At 67.8% G+C, this 23,028-nt stretch carries 17 protein-coding genes; 9 read left to right on the plus strand and 8 right to left on the minus strand.

Annotated features, from left to right (window positions below):
- Positions 1-19: 19 nt before the first annotated feature.
- Positions 20-2,524 carry an ATP-dependent helicase HrpB gene (gene hrpB, locus C1931_RS19405; protein WP_108757500.1) on the plus strand — a complete coding sequence of 835 codons (2,505 nt, stop codon included), beginning with the start codon at positions 20-22 and terminating at the stop codon, positions 2,522-2,524.
- A gap of 213 nt (positions 2,525-2,737) precedes the next feature.
- Complete coding sequence (locus C1931_RS19410) at positions 2,738-3,127, plus strand: hypothetical protein (RefSeq protein ID WP_108751293.1); 390 nt, start codon at positions 2,738-2,740, stop codon at positions 3,125-3,127.
- 98 nt (positions 3,128-3,225) lie between these two features.
- Here C1931_RS19410 and C1931_RS19415 read toward each other — a convergent pair whose 3' ends face one another.
- Both C1931_RS19415 and C1931_RS19420 read right to left on the minus strand, forming a co-directional pair.
- Positions 3,226-3,765 carry a pseudouridine synthase gene (locus C1931_RS19415; RefSeq protein WP_108757501.1) on the minus strand — a complete coding sequence of 180 codons (540 nt, stop codon included), beginning with the start codon at positions 3,763-3,765 and terminating at the stop codon, positions 3,226-3,228.
- 80 nt (positions 3,766-3,845) lie between these two features.
- Positions 3,846-4,706 carry a class I SAM-dependent methyltransferase gene (locus tag C1931_RS19420; RefSeq protein WP_108754547.1) on the minus strand — a complete coding sequence of 287 codons (861 nt, stop codon included), beginning with the start codon at positions 4,704-4,706 and terminating at the stop codon, positions 3,846-3,848.
- 169 nt (positions 4,707-4,875) lie between these two features.
- On the opposite strand from C1931_RS19420, the gene C1931_RS19425 reads away from it, so the two are divergent.
- Positions 4,876-5,832, plus strand: a complete 957-nt coding sequence (locus tag C1931_RS19425; protein ID WP_108754548.1) for an aldo/keto reductase — start codon at positions 4,876-4,878, stop codon at positions 5,830-5,832.
- A gap of 396 nt (positions 5,833-6,228) precedes the next feature.
- Entirely contained in the window at positions 6,229-7,449 is a 1,221-nt protein-coding gene (locus C1931_RS19435; RefSeq protein WP_108757502.1) for an RtcB family protein, read from the plus strand.
- A gap of 256 nt (positions 7,450-7,705) precedes the next feature.
- Here C1931_RS19435 and C1931_RS19440 read toward each other — a convergent pair whose 3' ends face one another.
- Positions 7,706-8,647, minus strand: coding sequence for an NAD(P)/FAD-dependent oxidoreductase (locus C1931_RS19440; RefSeq protein ID WP_108757503.1), 942 nt, complete (start codon positions 8,645-8,647; stop codon positions 7,706-7,708).
- Positions 8,637-9,092, minus strand: a complete 456-nt coding sequence (locus tag C1931_RS19445) for an Rrf2 family transcriptional regulator (RefSeq protein ID WP_108757504.1) — start codon at positions 9,090-9,092, stop codon at positions 8,637-8,639. The genes C1931_RS19440 and C1931_RS19445 overlap by 11 nt, the downstream gene beginning before the upstream one ends.
- A 183-nt stretch (positions 9,093-9,275) precedes the next feature.
- On the opposite strand from C1931_RS19445, the gene C1931_RS19450 reads away from it, so the two are divergent.
- Positions 9,276-11,396 carry a methyl-accepting chemotaxis protein gene (locus C1931_RS19450; protein ID WP_108757505.1) on the plus strand — a complete coding sequence of 707 codons (2,121 nt, stop codon included), beginning with the start codon at positions 9,276-9,278 and terminating at the stop codon, positions 11,394-11,396.
- A gap of 25 nt (positions 11,397-11,421) precedes the next feature.
- Here C1931_RS19450 and C1931_RS19455 read toward each other — a convergent pair whose 3' ends face one another.
- Positions 11,422-12,327 (minus strand): LysR family transcriptional regulator, encoded by a 906-nt coding sequence (locus C1931_RS19455; protein WP_108757506.1) that lies wholly within the window; start codon positions 12,325-12,327, stop codon positions 11,422-11,424.
- 105 nt (positions 12,328-12,432) lie between these two features.
- Between C1931_RS19455 and C1931_RS19460 the strand changes: the two genes are divergently transcribed.
- From C1931_RS19460 to C1931_RS19470, 3 genes are all read left to right on the plus strand, one after another.
- Entirely contained in the window at positions 12,433-13,647 is a 1,215-nt protein-coding gene (locus tag C1931_RS19460) for an MFS transporter (RefSeq protein WP_108757507.1), read from the plus strand.
- An 87-nt stretch (positions 13,648-13,734) separates the two neighbouring features.
- Positions 13,735-14,544 carry a 2,5-didehydrogluconate reductase DkgB gene (gene dkgB / locus C1931_RS19465; protein ID WP_108757508.1) on the plus strand — a complete coding sequence of 270 codons (810 nt, stop codon included), beginning with the start codon at positions 13,735-13,737 and terminating at the stop codon, positions 14,542-14,544.
- A gap of 390 nt (positions 14,545-14,934) precedes the next feature.
- Positions 14,935-15,366, plus strand: coding sequence for a hypothetical protein (locus tag C1931_RS19470; protein WP_108757509.1), 432 nt, complete (start codon positions 14,935-14,937; stop codon positions 15,364-15,366).
- Positions 15,367-15,408: 42 nt separating this feature from the next.
- Here the strand turns inward: C1931_RS19470 and C1931_RS19475 are convergent, their stop codons facing one another.
- From C1931_RS19475 to mgtE, 3 genes are all read right to left on the minus strand, one after another.
- Positions 15,409-16,116: an alpha/beta hydrolase gene (locus C1931_RS19475; RefSeq protein ID WP_108757818.1), complete on the minus strand. Its 708-nt coding sequence runs from the start codon at positions 16,114-16,116 to the stop codon at positions 15,409-15,411.
- A gap of 248 nt (positions 16,117-16,364) precedes the next feature.
- Positions 16,365-19,085, minus strand: coding sequence for a bifunctional acetate--CoA ligase family protein/GNAT family N-acetyltransferase (locus C1931_RS19480; RefSeq protein WP_108757510.1), 2,721 nt, complete (start codon positions 19,083-19,085; stop codon positions 16,365-16,367).
- Positions 19,086-19,235: 150 nt separating this feature from the next.
- Positions 19,236-20,606, minus strand: coding sequence for a magnesium transporter (mgtE, locus tag C1931_RS19485; protein ID WP_108757511.1), 1,371 nt, complete (start codon positions 20,604-20,606; stop codon positions 19,236-19,238).
- 346 nt (positions 20,607-20,952) lie between these two features.
- Here mgtE and C1931_RS19495 point away from each other — a divergent pair, with 346 nt between their 5' ends.
- Positions 20,953-22,728 (plus strand): monovalent cation:proton antiporter-2 (CPA2) family protein, encoded by a 1,776-nt coding sequence (locus tag C1931_RS19495; protein ID WP_108757512.1) that lies wholly within the window; start codon positions 20,953-20,955, stop codon positions 22,726-22,728.
- Positions 22,729-23,028: the final 300 nt, after the last annotated feature.

Genomic DNA, 23,028 nt, shown 5'->3' on the forward strand with positions numbered 1-23,028 from the left:
CGCCCCTTATCCTTTGCACATGAATGCCCCGCTCTTCCCGATTTCGCCGCTGCTGCCGCAGATCCAGCAGCACCTGGCCGACCACCCGCGCCTGGTGCTGGAAGCCCCGCCCGGCGCCGGCAAGACCACCCAGGTGCCGTTGGCCCTGCTGGATGCACCGTGGCTGCAGGGCCGCAGGATCATCCTGCTGGAACCGCGCCGGGTGGCCGCACGCAGCGCGGCGCTGTTCATGGCCCGGCAACTGGGCGAGGACGTGGGTGGCACGGTGGGCTACCGCATCCGCTTCGAGAACAAGGTTTCGGCGCGCACCCGCATCGAGGTGGTCACCGAGGGCATCCTGACCCGCATGCTGCAGGACGACCCGATGCTGGAGACAGTGGGCGCGATCCTGTTCGATGAATTCCACGAACGCCATCTGAGCGGCGACCTGGGGCTGGCACTGGCGCTGGACGTGCAGGCGCAGCTGCGCGAGGACCTGCGCCTGCTGGTGATGTCGGCCACCCTGGACGGTGAGCGCCTGGCGCGCTTCCTGGATGCACCACGACTGAGCAGCGAAGGCCGCAGCTACCCGGTGGCGATCAGCCACTTCCCGGCCCGGCGCGACGAGACCCTGGAACTGCAGGTGCGCCGCGCGGTGCAGCAGGCCCTGGCCGAACACCCCGGCGACGCGCTGGTGTTCCTGCCCGGCCAGCGCGAGATCGCGCGCGTACAAGCCGGCCTGCAGGACGCGCTGGACAGCAGCGTGGAGGTGCTGGCCCTGCATGGTGAACTGCCGGTGGAACAGCAGGCGCGCGTGCTGCAGGCGGCCAGCGATGGCCGACGCCGCGTGGTGCTGGCCACCAACGTGGCCGAATCGTCGGTGACCCTGCCCGGCGTGCGCGTGGTGATCGACAGTGGCCAGGCCCGGGAACCGCGCTACGACCCCAACAGCGGCTTCACCCGGCTGGACGTGGTGGCGATCGCGCAGGCCTCGGCCGACCAGCGTGCCGGCCGCGCCGGCCGCGTGGCCGAAGGCGTGGCCTGGCGGCTGTGGCCGCAGTCGCAACGGCTGGAGCCGCAGCGGCGTGCGGAAATCGAACAGGTGGAACTAGCCGGGCTGGCGCTGGAGCTGGCCGCCTGGGGCAGCAGCGATCTGCGCTTCGTCGATACCCCGCCGAGCGGGCCGATGGCCGCCGCGCGCGAGCTGCTGCAACGGCTGGGCGCACTCAGCAGCAGCGGGGCGATCACCGCGCTGGGCCGGCGCGTGCTGGCGCTGGGCACCCACCCGCGGCTGGCGGCGATGCTGCTGGCCGCCGCGGATGCGCGCGCGCAGGCGCTGGCCGCCGATCTGGCCGCCCTGCTGGAAGCACGCGATCCGCTGCGCCAGGGCGGCGATGCGCTGGCGGCGCGCTGGCGCGCACTGGCCGCGTTCCGCAATGGCCGTGCACCGGCCGATGCCAACCGCAGCGGCCTGGCCGCGATCGATGCAGCGGCCAAGCAGTGGCGCCGACGCCTGCGCTGCGATGCGCTGCCACCGGCCAGCATCGAAGCGCACGAACTGGGCGATCTGCTGGCTCACGCCTTCCCCGACCGCATCGCGTTCCAGCATCCGTCCGACCCGCTGCGCTACCTGCTGGCCAACGGCCGCAGCGCGCGCCTGCACGAGCTGAGCGACCTGCGCGGTGAACCGTGGCTGGTGGCCAGCGAACTGCGCTTCGAGGCCCGCGACGCACTGCTGCTGCGCGCCGCGCCGGTGGACGAAGGCTATCTGCGTGCCACCTGGCCGCAGCGCTTCGTGACCGAGGACACCGTACGCTGGGACAGCGAACGGCGTGCCCTGGTGGCGCTGCGCGAGACCCGCTTCGACCGCATCGTGCTGGACAGCCGTTCGGCCGGGCGGGTGGACCCGCAGCACGCCGCGCAGGCGCTGACCGATGCCGTGGCCGAACTGGGCCTGCAGGCATTGCCGTGGACCGAGGGCCTGCGCCAATGGCAGGCACGGGTGGAGTCGCTGCGCCGCTGGATGCCCGACCTGGGCCTGCCCGACTGCAGTGATGCGGCCCTGCTGGCCAGCCGCGCGCAATGGCTGCAACCGGCCTTTGCCGGCAAGACGCGGCTGGATGCGCTGGACGAGAGCAGTTTCGGCGAAGCGCTGAAATCGCCGCTGGAATGGGCGCAACGGCAACTGGTGGAACGCCATGCGCCCACCCGCATCAGCGTGCCTTCGGGGCTGGAGCGGGCGATCACCTATGGCCTGGACAGTGAAACCGGCGAGCCGCAGCCGCCGGTGCTGGCGGTGAAGCTGCAGGAGCTGTTCGGCCTGGCCGACACCCCGCGCATTGCCGATGGCCGGGTGCCGCTGACCCTGCACCTGCTGTCGCCCGGCGGCCGCCCGCTGCAGGTCACCCAGGACCTGCGCAACTTCTGGGAAAACACCTATGCCGAGGTGAAGAAGGAAATGAAGGGGCGCTATCCGCGCCACCCGTGGCCGGATGACCCGTGGACGGCCACCGCGACCCACCGCGCCAAACCGCGCGGTACCTGAGTGACGGGGTCGGATCCCTTTGCAACGCAAAGGGCTCTGACCCCATATTCACCGAGCGGGGTCAGAGCCCTTTCCCAAGGGAAAGGGATCCGACCCCGGCCTGCCGGATGCTGAACGGCGGCGGTCGCGTCAAGGCGCATGCCCGCCTGCCTGACATACCGTTTACAGGCAGCACGACACACTGGACTTCGACCCGAGGCAAAGGACCCCCGCATGAGCAAGTTGACCGTAATCACCGACCGCGCCCTGGAGCGCGCCCTGGACCTGGCCCACAGCGCTGGCGATGGCCTGAAGAGTGCCGGCGGCAGCCTGCGCCACCTGGGCCCGCAGGCCAGCGACTGGATCAAGACCGGCGCTGCGCTGGGTGCGGTGAAGACCGGGGGCAAGGTGGCCACCAAGTTCGCCCGCCGCAACCCGGCGGTGACCATTGCCGCCGCAGCGGTGGGCGTGGGCCTGCTGGGCTACGCGCTGTACCGCAAGCAGCAGAAGAAGAAGGCGGCCAATGGCCATGTGGTGAATGGCCAGGCGCAGCGCATCCACGCGCGTGACCGCCGCAATGACACCGTGGTGGACGAGCACAGCGACATCGGCAGCGATACCTGAGCCCCATCAGAGGGGTCAGAGCCCTTCCTGCGGAAGGGGTCTGACCCCGATCAAGGGTCGGATCCCTTCCGCAAGGAAGGGCTCCGACCCTTCTTGTTTCAGCCGATCTGCCGCCACTGCCCCGGCTGCAGGTCGTCCAGCCGGTACGGGCCCATCGCCACGCGCACCAGGCGCAGGGTCGGCAGGTTCACCGCGGCCGTCATGCGCCGCACCTGGCGGTTGCGGCCCTCGCGAATGGTGATGGCCAGCCAGCTGTCGGGCACGGTCTTGCGGAACCGCACCGGCGGATCGCGCAGCCACAGCGCCGGCGCCGGATCGAGGCGCTCGATCTTCGCCGGCAGAGTCGGCCCGTCATTCAGTACCACGCCGTCACGCAGCTGCTGCAGCTGCTCGTCGCTGGGCGTGCCTTCCACCTGCACCCAGTAGGTCTTGTCGGCCTTGTGCCGCGGGTCGGTGAGCTTGTGTGCCAGCGTGCCGTTGTCGGTCAGCAGCAGCAGGCCCTCGCTGTCATGGTCCAGGCGGCCGGCGGCATACACGCGCGGCGGCAGGCCGAACCCGGCCAGGGTCGGCCGCGGCGGCACGCTGCGGTCGGTGAACTGGCAGAGCACGTTGAAGGGCTTGTTGAAGGCGATCAGCATTGCAGGGGGCGGCAGGCGGCGATGGGCTATTGTCCCACGCCGCACTGCGCGCTCGCCGGGCGTGGCCCGGCGCTACCCTCTTACGGCTTCACGAAGCGCAGGGTCATGCGGTCGCTTTCACCGATGGCCTGGTACTTGGCGTCGTCGGCCTTGTCATGCTGGTTGGTCGGCGGCAGGGTCCACACGCCATTGGGGTGGTCCTTGGTATCGCGCGGGTTCGCATTCACTTCGGTACGCGCGTCCAGCTTGAAGCCGGCGGCCTCGGCCATGGCGATCACCTGCTGCTGGCCCACATAGCCGGTGTCATCGTCGTCGGCCACGTCGGCCTTGGCACGGTGCTCGACCACGCCCAGCACGCCGCCCGGCTTGAGCACGTTGAAGAAGCCCTGGAACATGCCCTGCGCCTGGCCGGCCTTGCGCCAGTTGTGCACGTTGCGGAAGGTCAGCACCACATCGGCCGAAGCGGCCGGGCCGAACACCGGCTTGGCCGGGTCGTAGGCCACCACGGCGGTCTTGTCGAACTGCGCCGGGGCACCGGCGAACTTCTTTTCCAGGCCGTCACGGCTGCGCTGCTGGTAATCGCGGCCACGCCCTTCAGCCACCGCCTGCGGATCGACCACCGCGGCAATGTAATGGCCCTTGTCGCGCAGCAGCGGCGCCAGGATTTCCGAGTACCAGCCGTTGCCGGGGGTGATTTCGATGACGGTCTTTTCCGGTGCCACGGTGAAGAACGCCAGCGTCTGCGCAGGATGACGGTATCCGTCACGCTTTACGTTGTTGGCATCGCGGGTAGGCGCCTTGATCGCAGCTTCCAGTGCCGGCGATACCTGGATCTTGGCCGGCGCCACGACGGCAGCGGGCGCGGCGATGGCGGGAACCGCTACCAGCAGCGCCGAAGCAAGCAGCAGGCGGCAACCACGCAGGGACGAAACAGCATTCATCGGGACGACTCCAGCGGAAGATGCGGCGAGACTAGCAGTCGCCGCGCCGCAGGTGTTCACAAAACGTTAGCGGCGTGCGCGTTGCGGAACACTGTTTTGTGGTCACCGCCGCAGCACGGTCACAGGTGGCGCTCTATGCTGGAGGACTTCCCCCAAGGAGTCCGTGTCCATGACGGCAACCCGCGAACTCGGCCGTTCCGGCCTGCATGTACGTCCGCTCGCCTTCGGCGGCAATGTGTTCGGTTGGAGCGCCGATGAAAAGGCCAGCTTCGCCCTGCTCGATGCCTTCGTCGATGCCGGCTTCAACCTGGTCGATACCGCCGATGTGTATTCGGCGTGGGTACCGGGCAACCAGGGCGGTGAATCGGAAACGCTGATCGGCAAGTGGTTCGCGCGCAGCGGCAAGCGTGACAAGGTCATCCTGGCGACCAAGGTGGCCAAGTGGGCCGAGCGCCCGGGCCTGACCCCGGACAACATCAACGCGGCGGTGGAAGATTCGCTGCGCCGCCTGCAGACCGATGTGATCGATCTGTACCAGGCCCACGAAGACGATGAATCCACCCCGCTGGAAGCCACCCTGGCCGCGTTCGGCCGGCTGATCGAGGCCGGCAAGGTGCGCGCCATCGGTGCGTCCAACTACAGCGCCACGCGCCTGGCCGATGCGCTGAAGGTATCCAGCGATTACAAGCTGCCGCGCTACGAAACCCTGCAGCCGGAATACAACCTGTACGACCGCGCCGGCTATGAAACCGAACTGGAGCCGCTGGTGCAGCGCGAACAGATCGGCGTGATCGGCTACTACGCGCTGGCCAGCGGCTTCCTGAGCGGCAAGTACCGCACCGCCGCCGATGCGGCCAAGAGCCCGGCGCGTGGCGAGATGGTGGTCAAGCGCTATCTGAACCCGCGCGGCCTGCGCATCCTGCAGGCGCTGGATGATGTGGCCAGCAAGCACAACGCCAGTGCCGCACAGATTGCACTGGCCTGGCAGATCGCACGGCCGTCGATCACCGCGCCGATTGTCAGCGCCACCAGCGTTGAACAGCTGCACGATCTGCTGGCCGCGGCCAACCTTGGCCTGAGCGTGCAGGACATTGCGCAGCTGGATGCCGCCAGCGCGGAAGGCTGAGGCAACGGACCAATCGCCGTGCATTGCGTGGTTGCGCACCACGGGTTCGTGGTTTATGGTGCGCGCCACGTTTCAACAGCTACCGGATTCCTTCCTTGAACACACCCGCCGTCGCCATCGCCAACCTGCTGCCATGCCTGCGCATGGACGTGGCGATCCGTGCGTCGGTGAAGGAATTCCCGCTGACAACGGCCTGATACCCGCGCTGCGGAGATCGGTCGCCCCGATCTCCGAGGCTTGGCGACGCCCTCGGAATGCAGTTCCGGGGGCGTTTTCGTTTGCGTCGTCACACGTATCGGCATTGCGCCGCGCACGCCTTCGTGCCCGCACTGCAACCACAGGGAAATGCCCACGGCCGCGCCGTGGTGCGGGCCTGTGCAGGACATTCATCACGACATGGACATTCAACACAATTATCAATGGCTGCATGCCGAAGGCAGCACGCCGATCAAGGGCTGGGTGGACGGCGTTCCGCTGGAAGCCGAGGCCCACGCGCAGCTGCGCAACATCGCCGCGATCCCGTTCGTCGGGCCGTGGGTGGCGGTCATGCCCGACGTTCACCTGGGCAAGGGCGCAACGGTCGGCTCGGTCATCCCTACCCGGGGCGCGATCATTCCCGCCGCGGTGGGCGTGGACATCGGCTGTGGCATGGCGGCGGTACGCACCACGCTGCGCGCCAACGAACTGCCCGATGACCTGCGCCAACTGCGCAGCGGCATCGAGCGCAGTGTGCCGGTCGGCAACGGCCGTGGCGGCGAACACCAGCGGCTGCCCGACAGCATCGGCACCCGGCTGGTGCAGTCGGGGCTGGCCGCGGGGCTGGAGCGCATCAAGGAAAAGCACCGGAAGATCCGTACCGACAAGCTGGATTGCCAGCTGGGCACGCTGGGCGGTGGCAACCATTTCATCGAACTCTGCCTCGATGAAACCGATGCGGTGTGGGTGATGCTGCACAGCGGCTCGCGCGGCACCGGCAACCTGATCGGCACCTACTTCATCGAACAGGCGCGGCGTGAACTGGAACGCCGCGTGCTCGGCTTCCATCTGCCCGACAAGGACCTGGCGTTCTTCATGGAAGGCGAACCGCTGTTCGATGATTACGTGCAGGCGGTGTCGTGGGCGCAGGACTACGCACGGCAGAACCGCGAGGCGATGATGGCGCGCGTGCTGGCCGAGATGCGCCAGCGTCTGCCGAAGTTCAAGCTGGCGGCGATGGCGGTGAACTGCCACCACAACTACGTGCAGAAGGAATCGCACGCCGGGCAGGAACTGCTGGTGACGCGCAAGGGTGCCGTCAGCGCCCGTGCCGGCGAACTGGGCATCATTCCAGGCAGCATGGGCACGCGCAGCTACATCGTGCGCGGCAAGGGCAACGCGGACAGCTTCCACAGCTGCAGCCACGGTGCCGGCCGGGTGATGAGCCGGGGTGCGGCGCGCCAGCAGATCACCCTGGCCCAGCACCGCGAAGCCACCGCGCACGTGGAGTGCCGCAAGGACAGCGGCGTGCTGGATGAATCACCGGCGGCGTACAAGTCGATCGATGATGTGATGGCCGCGCAGCGGGACCTGGTGGAAGTGGTGCACACGCTGCGCCAGGTGCTGTGCGTGAAGGGCTGAGGGTTCCCACCGCTCTGGTGGGTGCCGACCTTGGTCGGCACATCGAATCCACGCCCTGCACGGTGGTAGATCCACGCCATGCGTGGATGCGGGGGGTGGTAGATCCACGCCATGCGTGGATGCGGGGCTGGTAGATCCACGCCATGCGTGGATGCGGGGCTGGTAGATCCACGCCATGCGTGGATGCGGGGCTGGTAGATCCACGCCATGCGTGGATGCGGGGCTGGTAGATCCACGCCATGTGTGGATGCGGGGGTCAGAGCCCTTTCTGCGAAAGGGATCCGACCCCGGCTCCGACCCCACTGCTGTCTTCGCCCACCAAGGCGTGGTGGACGCCGATGCCGGCGCGCACGCCTTCGGCCATCGCCAGGGTGATGTTGCCCACCGTGGTGGCATCGCCGGCGGCGTACACGTTCGCCACGCTGGTCTGCTTCATCGCATCCACCTGCACCAGCACGCCCATCGGGTGTTCCACCAGCGCGCAGCCCAGCTGCTGGACCAGCGGCGTCGCCATCGCCTGCGGTGCGGCCACGAACAGCGCACGCTGGGCAATGCGGCGGCCATCGGCCAGCTCCACTTCCAGCCACGTGTCCTGATCGCCGCGCACGCCCAACACCGGCGTGTCTTCCACCTGCACGTTGCGCTGCTGCATGGCCGCGCGCTCGTCGTCGCTGATCGGCAGGCCCTGGCTGTAGAAGGTCACGTTGCCCCATTCGGCGAACAGCGGCGCCTTGCCTGCCGACAGCGGATGGCCACCCAGCACGCCGATGGCGCCGCCGCCCACCTCGTAGCCATGGCAGTACGGGCAGTGCAGCACGGTGCTGCCCCAGCGCTCGGCCAGGCCCGGTAGATCCGGCACCTGGTCGGCGATGCCGGTGGCCAGCAGCAGCTTGCGCGCGGCCAGTACCTGTCCATCGGCAGTGCGCACCTGCACGCCATCGGCGCCGGCCTGCGCATCCACCGCTTCACCCTGCAGCCAGCGCACGGTGGGGTAATCCAGCAGCTGCTGGCGCGCGTTCTTCAGCAGCTCGGCACCGCTGATGCCGTCCTGCCCCGGCACGCCGTGCGAGTGGCTGGCGAAGCGGTTGCGCGGCAGGCCGCTGTCGATGACGGTGATCGGGCGCCGTGCGCGCGCCAGGATCAGGCCGGCGGCGATGCCGGCGTAGCTGCCGCCGACGATGATGACATCAGGATTCATGGGAGCCTTCCAGGGAACGGTGATGGGCAAGGTGACGGGCAAAGTCGGCGCCCAGCTGGTCCAGCGTGCTGGCCTGCAGCCGGGCTTCCAGCAGGCGCTGGGCCTCGCGCGCGCCGTCCAGCAGCGCCTGGTTGACCAGCTGCTGGATCGGGCAGCCGCCGCCGCTGTCACGCGTACCGACCTGCACCAGTGGCGGTGAGCCCACCGCCACGTAGACGTCGTGCAGGGTGATCGCGGCCGCGTCGCGGGCCAACTGGCTGCCACCGCCGTGGCCGCGGCTGCTGTGCACCAGGCCAGCCTTGTGCAGCTGCGCCAGCAGGCGGCGGATCACCACCGGGTGGGTGGGCAGGCACGCGGCCAGTTGTTCGGAGGTACGCGGGCCCGGCTGGCCGACCAGGTGGGCCATGACATGCAGTGCGTCGGACAATGGATTGGCGGATTTCATGTAACAACCATAGTTACATTTAAACCGCCCGTCTGCTGTCCGCTTTCGTCTCGTCTGGACACATCTGTCCTATGAAACACAATCTTCACCTCCCTAAACGGAACGGTAATGTGATCTGAATCGCACTTCAGGGGACTCAAGAACGGTCGATACCGCATCGCCATTCATCCGTGAGCCCCTTCCATGAACGTGTCGTCCGCTGCGCCGCGACTGCAGTCCAAGTTGCTCGGTGCCGTCTCTGTTGGTCTGGCTGTCGTACTGCTGTGTGCCCTGGCCGGTCTGGCCACGGCCTGGCTGAAGTTGTCCACCGAAGTGCCGCCGGAGGTCGCGCTCAGCCGCGATGCCGAGCGCCTGCAACGCGAGTTCCGCAGCCAGGTGCAGGAGTGGAAGAACGTGCTGCTGCGCGGCCACGACGACGCGCTGCGGCAGCGCCATCTGGATGCCTTCGACAGCGAGGGCCGCGTGGTGGCCGAGCTGGCGCAGCGTGTGGCGGCCAGCCCCGATGCGCGTACGCGCACGTTGGCGCAGGCCTTCAGCGCGCAGCACACGCAGCTGCAGCAGGCCTACCACGGTGCGCTGCAGGCCTTTGCCGAGGCCCAGTACGACCCGGCCGCCGGTGACACTCTGGTGCGCGGCAAGGACCGCCCGGTCGCCGCCGCGCTGGATGCGCTGGGTGACCACACGGCCAAGGTAGCCGAGGCCGCGGTGGCCGCGCGTTCGCAGGCGGCGCGGCACATGCTGGTGGTCAGCGGTGGCCTGACGATTGGCGCTGCCATCGCCCTGCTGCTGGCCCTGGGCTGGTGGCTGCGACGCGCGGTGGTGCAACCGGTGCTGGCGGTGGAAGCCGCCGCACGCGCGGTCGCCGCTGGCGATCTGGACCACGCGGTGCAGGTCCGCAGCCGCGACGAAATCGGTCGCCTGGCGCAGGCCATGCAGGCCGTGCAGAACACCCTGCGTGGCGTGCTGGCCGCGCAGGCCGGCATGGCCGAGCAGCACGAGGCCGGCACCATCAGCCACCGCATGGATGCCAGCGCTTTCCCTGGCGCTTACGGGCGCATGGTGGCCGACACCAATGCACTGGTGGACGCACACATCCAGGTAAAGATGCGAGCCATCGCCATCATGGGGCGCTATGCCATTGGCGACCTGAGCCAGGACATGGAACGCCTGCCGGGCGAAAAGGTGGTGATCACCCAGGCCCTGGATGCAGTGAAAGCGAACCTGGGCGCGATCAACGGGCAGATCCGCGGCCTGGCCGAAGCTGCGGCGGCAGGTGATTTCAGCCAGCGCGGCGACAGCAGCCGTTTCCAGCACGACTTCCGCAGCATGGTGGAAGGCCTGAACCGCCTGATGCAGACCACCGAGCACAACCTGGGCGAGGTCTCCAGCATGCTGCGCGCCATCGCCGATGGTCGCCTGGGTGCGCGCATGCACGGCGATTTCCAGGGCGTGTTCGCCCGCATTGCCGGCGATGCCAATACCACCGCCGCACAGCTGGCCACCATCGTCACCGCCATCAAGCACACCTCGGGCAGCATTCACAGCGCGGCGGCGGAAATTGCCGCAGGCAACAACGATCTGTCACGGCGCACCGAGCAGCAGGCTGCGAACCTTGAAGAGACCGCTGCCTCGATGGAAGAACTGACCTCGACCGTGCGGCAGAACGCCGAACACGCACGCCAGGCCAATCAACTGGCGATCGGCGCACATGGCGTGGCCTCGCAGGGCGGCGCGGTGGTCGGCCAGGTGGTGGCAACCATGGATGCAATCGAAGCGTCGTCACGGCAGATCGCCGAGATCATCAGCGTGATCGACGGCATTGCGTTCCAGACCAATATCCTGGCGCTGAACGCAGCGGTGGAAGCGGCGCGCGCGGGCGACCAGGGCCGTGGCTTTGCGGTGGTGGCCAGTGAAGTACGTACGCTGGCACAGCGCTCGGCCGGCGCCGCCAAGGAGATCAAGGCGCTGATCGAAGCATCGGTGGAACAGGTCGGCCAGGGCACGCAGCACGTGCGCCAGGCCGGCAACACGATGGCCGAAATCGTGGCGTCGGTGCAGCGGGTGACCGACATCATGGCCGAGATTTCCGCCGCGTCGCAGGAACAGAGCGCGGGCATCGAACAGGTCAGCCAGACGGTGATCCAGATGGATGGCACCACCCAGCAGAACGCGGCGCTGGTGGAAGAAGCCAGTGCCGCAGCACGCAGCCTGGAACAGCAGGCCGACCGCTTGATCGACGCGGTGGATGTGTTCGATCTGTCGAGCGACGCTGCGACGAAGGAAGCGTTGGCGCGCGCGGCGTGAGGGTTCCGCCGGGCATGGCCCGGCGCTACCAGCGCGGGTCCTGGCCCTGCGCCATCGCCTCGCCCAGGTAATCCAGGAACGAACTGATGCGCGCCGATACGGCGGTGTTGCGGTAGTACACCGCGTGGATCGGCTGGTACACATCCAGCGTCTGCGCGGACAGCACCGGCACCAGCGTGCCGGCGGCGCGGTCGCGTGCGGTCACGAAGTCGGACAGGCAGGTGATGCCCACGCCTTCGACCGCCAGACGGCGCAGCGTTTCACCGCTGGAAACGGCCACGTCCGGGCGCACCAGCAACTGCCCGTCGGCATCGCCCGGCAGCGGCCAGCGATTCAGCGACTCCGGTTCGTTGAAGCTCAGCAGCGTGTGCTGCCCCAACGCCGCCACGCTGCTGGGCTCGCCGTGGGCGGCCAGGTAGGCCGGGCTGGCCACCAGCTGCAACCGATAGCGGCCCAGCGGCCGCGCATGCAGGGTTGAATCGGCCAGCGGGCCGATGCGGATGGCCAGGTCGGTGCGCCGCTCCAGCAGATCGATATAGCGCTCGGAACTGTTGAGCTCCAGCTGCACCTCGGGATAGCGCGCACGATAGCCGGCCACCAGCGGTGCAACCACGTGCAGCACGAAGGGCATCGCCGCATCCACCCGCAGCCGCCCGACCGGGCGCTCGCGGCGAGCGGCCATCTGCTCCTCGGCCGATTCCACCGCATCGATGATCGCCCGCGCGTGGCGCAGGTAGGCCTCGCCTTCGGCGGTCAGGTGCAGCCGGCGCGTGGTGCGGGTCAGCAGGGTGGTCCCCAGCTTTTCTTCCAAGCGGCCCAGCGCGCGGCTGACCCCCGAAGGGGTCTGCCCCAGCTGCTCGGCGGCGGCGCTGATCGAACCGCTGTCGATCACCGCCAGGAAGGCCTGCATTTCGTCGAGGGTGGTCTTCATGCCGCCATTATTGACCAGCAGGCAAGAGTGATTGGCGTGAAGACCGGTTTTTCAGCAAAGGTGGGCCGCGCACACTGCCCGCCTTCTCCTCCTCTGGACCCTGTCATGACCCGTGGCATTCCCCTGGCCCTGCTGGCGCTGACGCTCGGCGCGTTCGCCATCGGCACCACCGAATTCGTCATCGTCGGCCTCATTCCGACCATTGCCGCCGACCTGCAGGTCAGCCTGCCCTCGGCCGGCCTGCTGGTTTCCCTGTACGCGCTGGGCGTGGCCATCGGCGCGCCGGTGCTGACTGCGCTGACCGGGCGCGTACCGCGCAAGCAGCTGCTGGTGGCGCTGATGGTGCTGTTCACCCTGGGCAACGTGATTGCCTGGATGGCACCGGGCTACACCTCGCTGATCGCCGCGCGCATCCTCACCGGCCTGGCCCATGGCGTGTTCTTCTCCATCGGCTCGATCATCGCCACCGCGGTGGTGCCGAAGGAAAAGGCCGCCAGTGCCATCGCCATCATGTTCACCGGCCTGACCGTGGCGCTGGTGACCGGTGTGCCGCTGGGCACCTTCATCGGCCAGCACCTGGGCTGGCGTGCCACCTTCCTGGCCGTGGCCGCACTGGGCGTGGTCGCCCTGCTGGGCGCGCTGCTGTTCGTGCCGCGCACGGTGCCGCAGAGCGCGCCGGCCAGCTTCCGCCAGCAACTGGGCGTGCTGGCGCAGCCGCGCCTGCTGCTGGTCTATGCGATGACTGCACTGGGTTACGGCGGCACCTTCCTGGCCTTCACCTACCTGGCGCCGATCCTGCAAGACGTGACCGGCTTTTCGGCCAACGCGGTCAGCCTGGTGCTGCTGGTGTACGGCGTGTCGGTGGCGATCGGCAACCTGTGGGGCGGCCGCCTGGCCGACCGGCTGGGCCCGGTGCCCGCACTGAAGCGCATCTTCGCCCTGCTGGCGCTGGTGCTGTTCGTGCTGACCTTCACCGCCCACAACACCTGGTTGATGCTGCTGACCGTGCTGGCGCTGGGTGCAGTCGCCTTCGGCAACGTGCCGGGCCTGCAGGTGTACGTGGTCAAGCAGGCGCAGCGCTATGCACCGCAGGCGACCGACGTGGCCTCGGGCCTGAACATCGCCGCGTTCAACATCGGCATCGCCCTGGGCGCTTCGCTGGGTGGCCTGGTGGTGGAGCACATCGGCCTGATGCACACGCCGTGGCTGGGTGCGCTGGTGGTGATGGCCGCCTATGCACTGACCGCACTCAGCGGCCGCCTGGACCGCCGCGATGGCGTAGACCACCGCGCCGAAGGCATTACCGCCGCCGCACATTGACCGGCGATGCAATGCACCGTTGCCGGCATGCATACGGCCGCTGCCCTACCCTTCCTGTTCACTCCTTTCCCCCCGTTGGAGCTTCCCATGACTGTCCCCGCCTTTGGCCTTGGCACCTTCCGCCTGAAAGACCAGACCGTGATCGATTCGGTGCGCAACGCACTGGACGTCGGCTACCGCGCCGTGGATACCGCGCAGATCTATGACAACGAGGCCGAAGTCGGCCAGGCGATCGCCGAATCCGGCGTGCCGCGCGAGGAAATCTACCTGACCACCAAGGTGTGGATCAGCGAGTTCAAGCACGACGCGCTGCTGGCCAGCCTGCGCACCAGCCTGCAGAAGCTGCGCACCGACCATGTGGATCTGGCACTGATCCACTGGCCTTCGCCGAACGACAAGGTGGATGTGCCGATGGAGGAATACCTGCCGGCACTGGCCGAGGCCAAGGCGCAGGGCCTGACCCGCGAGATCGGCATTTCCAACTTCACCATCGCCCAGACCCGCAAGGCGATCGAGATCCTGGGCGCCGATGCCATCGCCACCAACCAGATCGAGATCCACCCGTACCTGCAGAACCGCCTGCTGGTGAAGTTCCTGCAGGACAACGGCATCCGCATTACCGCCTACATGAGCCTGGCCTATGGCGAAGTGCTGAAGGACCCGGTGATCCAGGCCATTGCCGGCCGCCACCAGGCCACCCCGGCCCAGGTTGCGCTGGCCTGGGCGCTGCAGCAGGGCTTTGCGGTCATTCCCTCATCGACCAAGCGCGAGAACCTGGCCGGCAACCTGGAAGCCGCCGCGATCCGCCTGACCGACGATGACATGGCGCAGATCGCCAAGCTGGACCGCGGCCATCGCTTGGCCAACCCCGAAGGCATTGCACCGGCCTGGGATTGATCCCGACTGCGGTTGGAGACCGGAACCGGTAGGTGCCGACCTTGGTCGGCACTGGCCGTTGGTCGGTCGATGAAACTGCGTGCCGACCAAGGTCGGCACCTACCAGAAGCGGGGTTCAGCCCCTGCTCTGCAACAGCCAGCCGCGCATTGCCGCACTGGATTGATCCCGACTGCGGTCAGGGACTGGAATTGGTAGGTGCCGACCTTGGTCGGCACTGGCCGTTGGTCGGTCGACGAAACTGCGTGCCGACCAAGGTCGGCACCTACCGGAAGCGGTGCACCGTGGCGGTCCAAAGCGCGCTTATGTCGCCAAGACCTCCGGCGAGGTGATAATTGGCCGGTCCGCCCAAGGGCCAGACGCAACTGGAAAAAAGCGGAGAACGCTTTCCAATGAATCCACTCAAGTCATCTCAACTTCTCGACATCTTGATTGAGAACGCTCTTCGTATTCTGGCCGCTGGCTTTGGCGTGAACTCCGCGGAAGCGTCGTTCTTCGAGGTCGTTCGAATCTTGAGAGAAGAGCCCGGCTTGAGAAGTGTGTTTGTTTCAAAGGTTCGTTCTGCACTGTCTCTCCGCTCTCCGGAACGGCTGGATTCTGGCAGCCTGCCGATCGAGCTGATTGAACTCGTCGCACATGAAGTGCGTTGGCCCGAATTGCTGCAGATTGCAGACGACCGAATGCAGAGCTTCTTCAGTGGGGATCGCGCGTTGGCCGTGAGTGACATCGCGTCACGCATTCCCGCAGCCTTCCGCGACGACTGGGAAGATCGCGAGTTTTATCGGCATTACGGGGCTGGCGGGCAGGATTCTCGCTTGAGCTGAAACAGCGTGCCGACCAAGGTCGGCACCTACCAGAAGCGGGGTTCAGCCCCTGCTCTGCAGCAACCAGCCGCGCATTGCCGCGCTCACTTCGTCCGGCCTTTCCATGGGTGCCAGGTGCCCGCAATCGGGCACCACCACCAGCTGCGACTGCGGCACCAGCGCGTGCATTTCCTCGCTCACCGCCAACGGCGTGATGCGGTCGTTGGCACCGCAGACGATCAGCAGCGGATCGCGGTAGGCGGCCAGCACGTCATGGCCATCGCGGCGTTCCAGCCCGCTCTGGCGCAGGAATACCTCGGCGCCCAGGCGTGCGGTCATGTCACGTACGCGCTGCACCAGCACGTAGTCATCCAACCGCGAGGCATCGATGTAGCTGCGCATCAGCGCATCGCCAAACCCATGGAACTTGCCCGGCAGGCGTACGCTGGCGCGCTGGCTGCGGCGTTGTTCGGCGCGCTCCGGCGAATCGGCATGGATCGAGGTATCGACCAGCGCCAGCCGCAGCACGCGCTCGGGCGCGATGCGCAGGATCTGCTGGGCGACGAAGCCGCCCAGGGAGAAGCCGGCCAAGGCGAAGCGCTCGGGCGCCTGCGCCAGCACGTCCTCGGCCACCGCCTGCAGGGTTTCACCACGGGTCTGGTCGCCCACCGTGCAGTCGGCGATGTCGGCCAGATCGGCCAGCTGCGCGCGCCACAGCTCGGCATCGTTGAGCAGGCCGGGCAACAGCAGCAGGGGAATGCGTTCGGTCATGGGGGTATTGTCGCGCCGGTTGGGTGACGTGGCCATGCCGGAACGGGCGATTGCACGGTAGAGTCGAGCTTGCTCGACTGCGCTCTGTCGTAGAGTCGAGCTTGCTCGACTGCTGTGCGCAAAGCAGTCGAGCAAGCTCGACTCTACGAAGATCCAAAGCAGTCGAGCAAGCTCGACTCTACGAAGATCCAAAGCAGTCGAGCAAGCTCGCCTCTACGAAGATCCAGAGCAGTCGAGCTTGCTCCACGCTACGGGGGGGCTGCTGCGATCTCAACCTGCTGCACCGGCAGGGTCACCACCATCACGGTAGGGTCATCCGGGTCCAGCTTTGCCTTGAAGCCCAGGCTCTGGCACATCGCCAGCATGGTGCTGTTTTCGCGCAGCACCTGCCCTTCCACTACGTCCAGGCCCAGCCATTTGGCGTACTCGATCATGATCGCCATCAGGCGCCAGCCAATGCCGTGGCCTTTCAGGTCCGAGCGGATCAGGATGCCGTACTCGCCGCGATGGTAATCGGCATCGGCATGCAGGCGCACCGCGCCCAGCATGTCGCCGCTGCGTGGGTCGATGGCCACCAGCGCGATCGAGCGCGCGTAGTCGAGCTGGGTCAGGCGCGCGATGAACTCGTGGCTGAAATGCTTCACCGACTGGAAGAAGCGCAGGCGCAGGTCTTCATCGCTGACCCGGGCGAAGAACGCGCGGAACAGCGCGTCGTCTTCCGGCCGCACCGGGCGCACGAAGGCGCGGCCACCATCGGACAGATCGATGGTGCGCTCCCACTCCTTCGGGTACGGGAACACCGAGAAGCGCGGATGGCCACGGCCCTTGTGCAGGATGCGCGAGGGTGCGATGGCCACGCGCGCATCGAGGGCGAGGATGCCCTTGCTGTCCACCAGCAAGGGGTTGATGTCCAGCGTGCGCACTTCGGGAATGTCGGCGGCCAGTTGTGCCAGCTTTACCAGGGCCAGCGCCAGCGCGCGTTCGTCGGCCGCGGGCACATCGCCATAGGCCTTCAGGATGCGCGAGGCGCGGGTCTGGCCGATCAGTTCGTGCGCCAGGCGCAGATCCAGCGGTGGCAGCGCCAGCGCCTTGTCGTTGATCACTTCCACGGCGGTGCCCCCGCGCCCGACCACGATCACCGGCCCGAAGGTTGCATCATCGGCAATGCCGACGATGATCTCGCGCGCCTTCGGCCGCACGATGGTGGGCTGCACCAGCAGACCGTCAATGCGCGCATCGGGGCGCAGCTGGCGCGCGCGGGCAAGAATCGCGTTGGCCGCGCTCTGCACCGCCGGCAGCGTGGCCAGGTTCAGGCGCACGCCATCCACTTCCGATTTGTGCGGGATATCCGGCGAAAGAATCTTCAGGGCTACCGTGGCGCCGCGCTCCAGCAGCGGCTGCGCCAGATCCATCGCCTCGTGCGCATCGCGGGCATGCAGCACCGGCGCCGACGGAATGCCGTAGGCCTTCAGCAGTTCATGGGTGGCCAGCGGATCGAGCCACTGCTGGCCGTTGCCCAGTGCAGATTCGACCAGGGCGCGCGCCCGCGCGGTGTCCACGCTGAAATCCTGCGGCAGGCTGGGGGGCGTTTCCATCAGCGCGTTCTGCGCTTCGCGGTAGCGCACCAGGTGCTGGAAACCACGCACGGCTTCGGCTTCGGTCGGGTAGGTCGGCACGCGCGCGGCGTTGAGCGTGGCGGTAGCCTGGTCATCGTTGCCCAGCCATACGGCGAACACCGGCTTGTCGCGGTGGTGGCGCGGGCGCAGGCCGAGGGTGCGGGTCAGTGCCTGCGCTGCATCGGCCGACGAGGTGAACGCGGTGGGCACGTTGACCACCATCACCGCATCGTTTTCGCTGTCGGCCAGCAGCGCCTCGATGGCGGCGGCGTAGCGGTCACCATCGGCGTCCACCACGATGTCCACCGGGTTGCTGCGCGACCAGCCCTGCGGCAGCACCTTGTCCAGCGTTTCGACCGTGCTGTCGGACAGCTGTGCCAGGGTGCCGCGCAGGGCGACCAGCTGGTCCACGGCCAACCGGCCGACGCCGCCACCGTTGCTGAGCACGGCCAGCCGGCGGCCCGGGAACGTGCCGAGGCGGCCGAGGGTTTCGGCAGCGGTGAACAGCTCGTCCAGCGCACTGACGCGCAGCAGCCCGGCGCGGTTGAAGGCGGCGCCGTAGACATCATCGGCGCGTGCCAGTGCCTGCACGTGGGTATCGGCGCTGCCAGGCTGCACGCGCTCGGCGCGGCCGGACTTCACCACCACCACCGGCTTGGCACGCGCAGCGGCACGCGCGGCCGACATGAACTTGCGCGCGTCCTTGATGTGTTCGACGTACAGCAGGATGGCGCGGGTGCGGTAGTCGGTGGCGAAGTAATCGAGCAGGTCACCGAAGTCGACGTCCAGGGTGTCGCCCAGCGATACCACGGCGGAGAAGCCGACCGAACGTGCCACGCCCCACTCCACCAGCGCCGCGGCAATCGCCGAAGATTCGGAAATCAACGCGAGGTCGCCGGCCTGCGGGAAATGCGCGGCGATGCTGGCATTGAGCCGCGCGTGCGGCGCGATCACGCCCAGGCAGTGCGGGCCGAGGATGCGCAGGCCGTGCTTGCGCGCCACCGTTTCCACCTGTTCGGACAGCGAGCCCGGGCCCTCGCCCAGGTGCGCGGTGAGGATGATGGCCGCCTGCACGCCGCGCTCGGCGGCGGTACGCACCACCTGCGGCACGATGGCCGCCGGTGCGGTGATCACCACCAGGTCGGGTACCCAGTCCAGGTCCTTCAGCCGCTTCACCGTGCGGATGCCATCGATCTCGGCATGGCGCGGGTTGATCCACGCCACCTTGCCGGGGAAGCCGGTGCCACGCAGGTTGCGCATCACCGCGCGGCCGGCCGAGCGTTCGCGCGGGCTGCCGCCGATCACCGCAACCGACTGCGGGCGGAACACGGACTGCAGATGGTAGGTACTCATGCGCCTACGGTACCGAAATTCCGTGGTGAAGGGGTCGGATCCCTTTCCGCAGGAAAGGGCTCTGACCCCGGCGTGACCGTTGCGTGCCCACCAAGGTGGGCACCTACCAGAGCCTTGCGTGCCCACCAAGGTGGGCACCTACCAGAGCAGCTACAGCAGGGTGCCGTGCAGGATCATCGCGGCGATGCTGAAGTAGATGACCAGGCCGGTTACATCCACCAGGGTGGCCACGAACGGGGCCGACGCGCTGGCCGGGTCGAAGCCCAGGCGCTTGAGGATGAAGGGCAGCATGGAACCGGACAGCGAACCAAAGGTGACGATGCCCACCAGCGCCGCACCGATGGTGATGGCCAGCAGCACCCAGTGCTCGCCGTAGTCGTGCAGGCCGCCCAGCTGCCAGATGACGATGCGCACGATCGCCAGGCAGCCCAGGATCGCGCCCAGCACCATGCCGGTGGGCACTTCGCGCAGGGCCACCTTCCACCAGTCGCGCAGGCGCAGCTCGCGCAGGGCCAGGCTGCGGATCAGCAGCGAGGTGGCCTGCGAACCGGAGTTGCCGCCCGAGCTCATGATGAGCGGAATGAACAGGGTCAGCACCACTGCGCGCGCCAGTTCGTCCTCGTAGTGCTGCATCGCGCTGGCGGTCAGCATTTCGCCCAGGAACAGCACGCTGAGCCAGCCGGCGCGCTTGCGCAGCATCTCGAAGAAGCCGATCTGCATGTACGGCTTGTCCAGCGCTTCCATGCCGCCGAACTTGTGCGCGTCCTCGGTCGACTCTTCAATCAGGGCGTCCAGCACGTCATCGACGGTGACGATGCCCAGCAGGTGCTGCTGCGTATCGACCACCGGAATGGCCAGCAGGTCGTGGCGGCGGATCAGCCGCGCCACTTCTTCCTGGTCCAGCAGGGCATCGACGGTGACCGGCGGGTTGACCTGGGCCACGTCCAGGATCGATTCCTCCGGCAGGCCGGTGATCAGCCGGCGCATCGTCACCACCTGCTGCAGCTGCTGGCTGGCCGGGTCCAGCACATAGATGGCGTACACGGTTTCGCGGGTGCGCTCGACCTGGCGGATGTGCTGCAGGGTCTGGGCCACGGTCCAGCTGGCCGGCACCGCCACGAATTCGGTGGTCATCAGCGCACCGGCCGTGTTCGGCGGGTAGCTGAGCAGGGTCTGGATGGCCTGGCGGGCTTCGCTGCCGAGCAGCGGAATCAGCCGGGCGCGCTCGTCCTCGTCCAGCTCGTGCACGATGTCGGTGGCACGGTCGTCGGCCATCAGGCCCAGCAGCGCGGCTGCTCGCGCCGGCGGCAGTGCGGCCACCAGTTCACCGCTGCGGTGCAGTTCCGGTGCTTCCAGCATCTTCACCGCGCGCGGCAGCGGCAGTGCCGCCAGCGTGTCTGCGGCGCGCTCGAGCTCCAGGGTGTTGAGGAATTCCACCGCGTCGGCGGTGTTGTAGTCGGCCAGGGGGGCGGCCAGTGCGGCGGCATCGGCCACCGGACGCAGCAATTGCTTCTGGTTCATGGATCTGCCTTTCGTGGGTGCGACCTCGCGCAACGCCAACGCAGGCAGACCGTCCCGATGTCAGGCGGTTGCCATTGCTGGCGTCGAACGAGGTCGACTTCTACTGTCGCTGGACATGGGTTGGGGACTCCGGATGGGTGTACTGCCGCAAGACACCGGCAGCGGCGGGCAGTCTGGACCTGCCCACTGCCGCGGTCAACCCCGGTTGCGGCGCTGGCCGGTTGCCGGTTGCGGTGCCGTTGTCGTTCGTGCACGGGCAGGCGCGCATAATGCGCGCAGGGCACTCCATCGCCCTTCCCCCAACCGAACGGACGCGCCCCGGCCACTGCGATGACCAGGTATTCCCATGCATAGCGGTGGTCTGGAACTGGCACTGGTGCTGCTGCTGGCCGCGGTGATCGCCGTGCCGGTGTTCAAGAAGTTCGGCTTCGGCGCGGTGCTGGGCTACCTGGCCGCCGGCGTGGTGCTGGGCCCGGACGGGCTGGGCTTCGTGCAGGATGCCGACCGGATCCTGGGCGCGGCCGAGATCGGCGTGGTGATGCTGCTGTTCGTGATCGGGCTGGAACTGTCACCCTCGCGCCTGAAGGTGATGCGGCGCTCGGTGTTCGGTGCCGGTGCGGCCCAGGTGGCCGTGTCCGGCCTGCTGCTGGGCGGGCTGTTGCTGCTGGACCATTTCCAGTGGAAGAGCGCGCTGGTGGTGGGCATCGCGCTGGCCCTGTCGTCCACGGCGGTGGGCCTGCAGCTGCTGTCCGAACACAAGGCGCTGAACAGCGACCATGGGCGGCTGGGGTTTGCGATCCTGCTGTTCCAGGACCTGATCGCCATTCCGCTGCTGGCCGCCATTCCGCTGCTGGGCGGGGCGCGCAACCAGACCCTGCGCTGGGAAGATGTGGCAGTGGCGCTGGGTGCGCTGGCGGTGGTGATCCTGTGCGGGCGCCCGGTGCTGCGGCGGGTGTTTGGCGTCATCGCGCGCACGCGCAGCCCCGAAGTGTTCACCGCCACCGCCCTGCTGGTGGTACTGGGCACCGCCTGGTTCATGCAGGAAGCCGGGCTGAGCCCCAGCCTGGGCGCGTTCCTGGCCGGTGTGCTGCTGTCCGATTCGGAATTCCGCCATGAACTGGAAGCGCAGATCGAGCCGTTCAAGGGCCTGCTGCTGGGGCTGTTCTTCATTGCCGTGGGCATGGGCATCGACCTGGACCGCATTGCCGCCGAGCCCTGGCTGATCGCCACCGGCGTGGGCGCGCTGCTGCTGGTGAAGTTCAGCGTGCTGTATGCGATCGGCCGGGTTGCCCGGCTGACGTCGCGGCAGTCGCTGCTGCTGGGCAGTGTGCTGTGGCTGGGCGGCGAGTTCGCCTTCGTGGTGTTCAACGAAGCGCAGCGCGCGCACCTGCTGGGCAATGCCAACCACGACCGGCTGGTGGCGGTGGTCGGTCTGTCGATGGCCATCACCCCGCTGTTGATGATTGCGCTGTTGAAACTGCTGGGACGCGAGCGCGTGGCGCCGCGTGATGCCGCGCCGGCCGACAAGGTGGCGCCGGACAACCAGCCCAAGGTGCTGATTGCCGGCATGGGCCGCTTCGGCCAGGTGATCGCGCGCCTGCTGACCGCGCAGAAGGTGCCGTTCGTGGCGCTGGAAGCGAACCCGGACACCGTGGCCGACCTGCGCCGCTTCGGCAACCAGCTGTACTACGGCGACCCGACCCGGCCGGAAATGCTGCGCGCGGCCGGTGGCGAGCGCATCGATGTGTTCGTGATCACCGTGGACGATCCGGAAACCAACCTGCGCGCGGTGCGCATGGTGCGCCGCCTGTACCCGGAAGCGAAGGTGCTGGCGCGTGCGCGCAACCGCCAGCATGCGTGGCGCTTGATGGACATGTCGGCCGAGCCGTTCCGCGAAGTGTTCGGCACCAGCCTGGAGATGAGCGGCCGCGTGCTGACCGCGCTGGGCGTGGCGCCGGATGTGGCCGAGCGCCATGTGCAGCGCTTCCGCGAGCACGACGAACAGCTGCTGCGTGACCAGTATCTGGTTTACGACGACGAAGCCGCGGTGATCCAGACCTCACGCGATGCCCGCAACGACCTGATGCACCTGTTCGAAGCCGACGCCGAGCGCGACAAGTAGATCCACGCCATGCGTGGATGAGCGTGCATGCCGCCATGCAGGGGTCAGAGCCCTTTCCTGCGGAAAAGGATCCGACCCCGCGCTTCAGCCAACGACCTGATGCATCTGTTCGTAGCCGACGCCGAGCGCGACAAGTAGATCCACGCCATGCGTGGATGAGCATGCATGCGGCCATGCAGGGGTCAGAGCCCTTTCCTGCGAAAAGGGATCCGACCCCGCGCTTCAGCCAACGACCTGATGCATATGTTCGAAGCCGACGCCGAGCGCGACAAGTAGATCCACGCCATGCGTGGATGAGCA

The organism is Stenotrophomonas sp. YAU14A_MKIMI4_1 (genome assembly GCF_003086855.1).
GTDB lineage: Bacteria > Pseudomonadota > Gammaproteobacteria > Xanthomonadales > Xanthomonadaceae > Stenotrophomonas.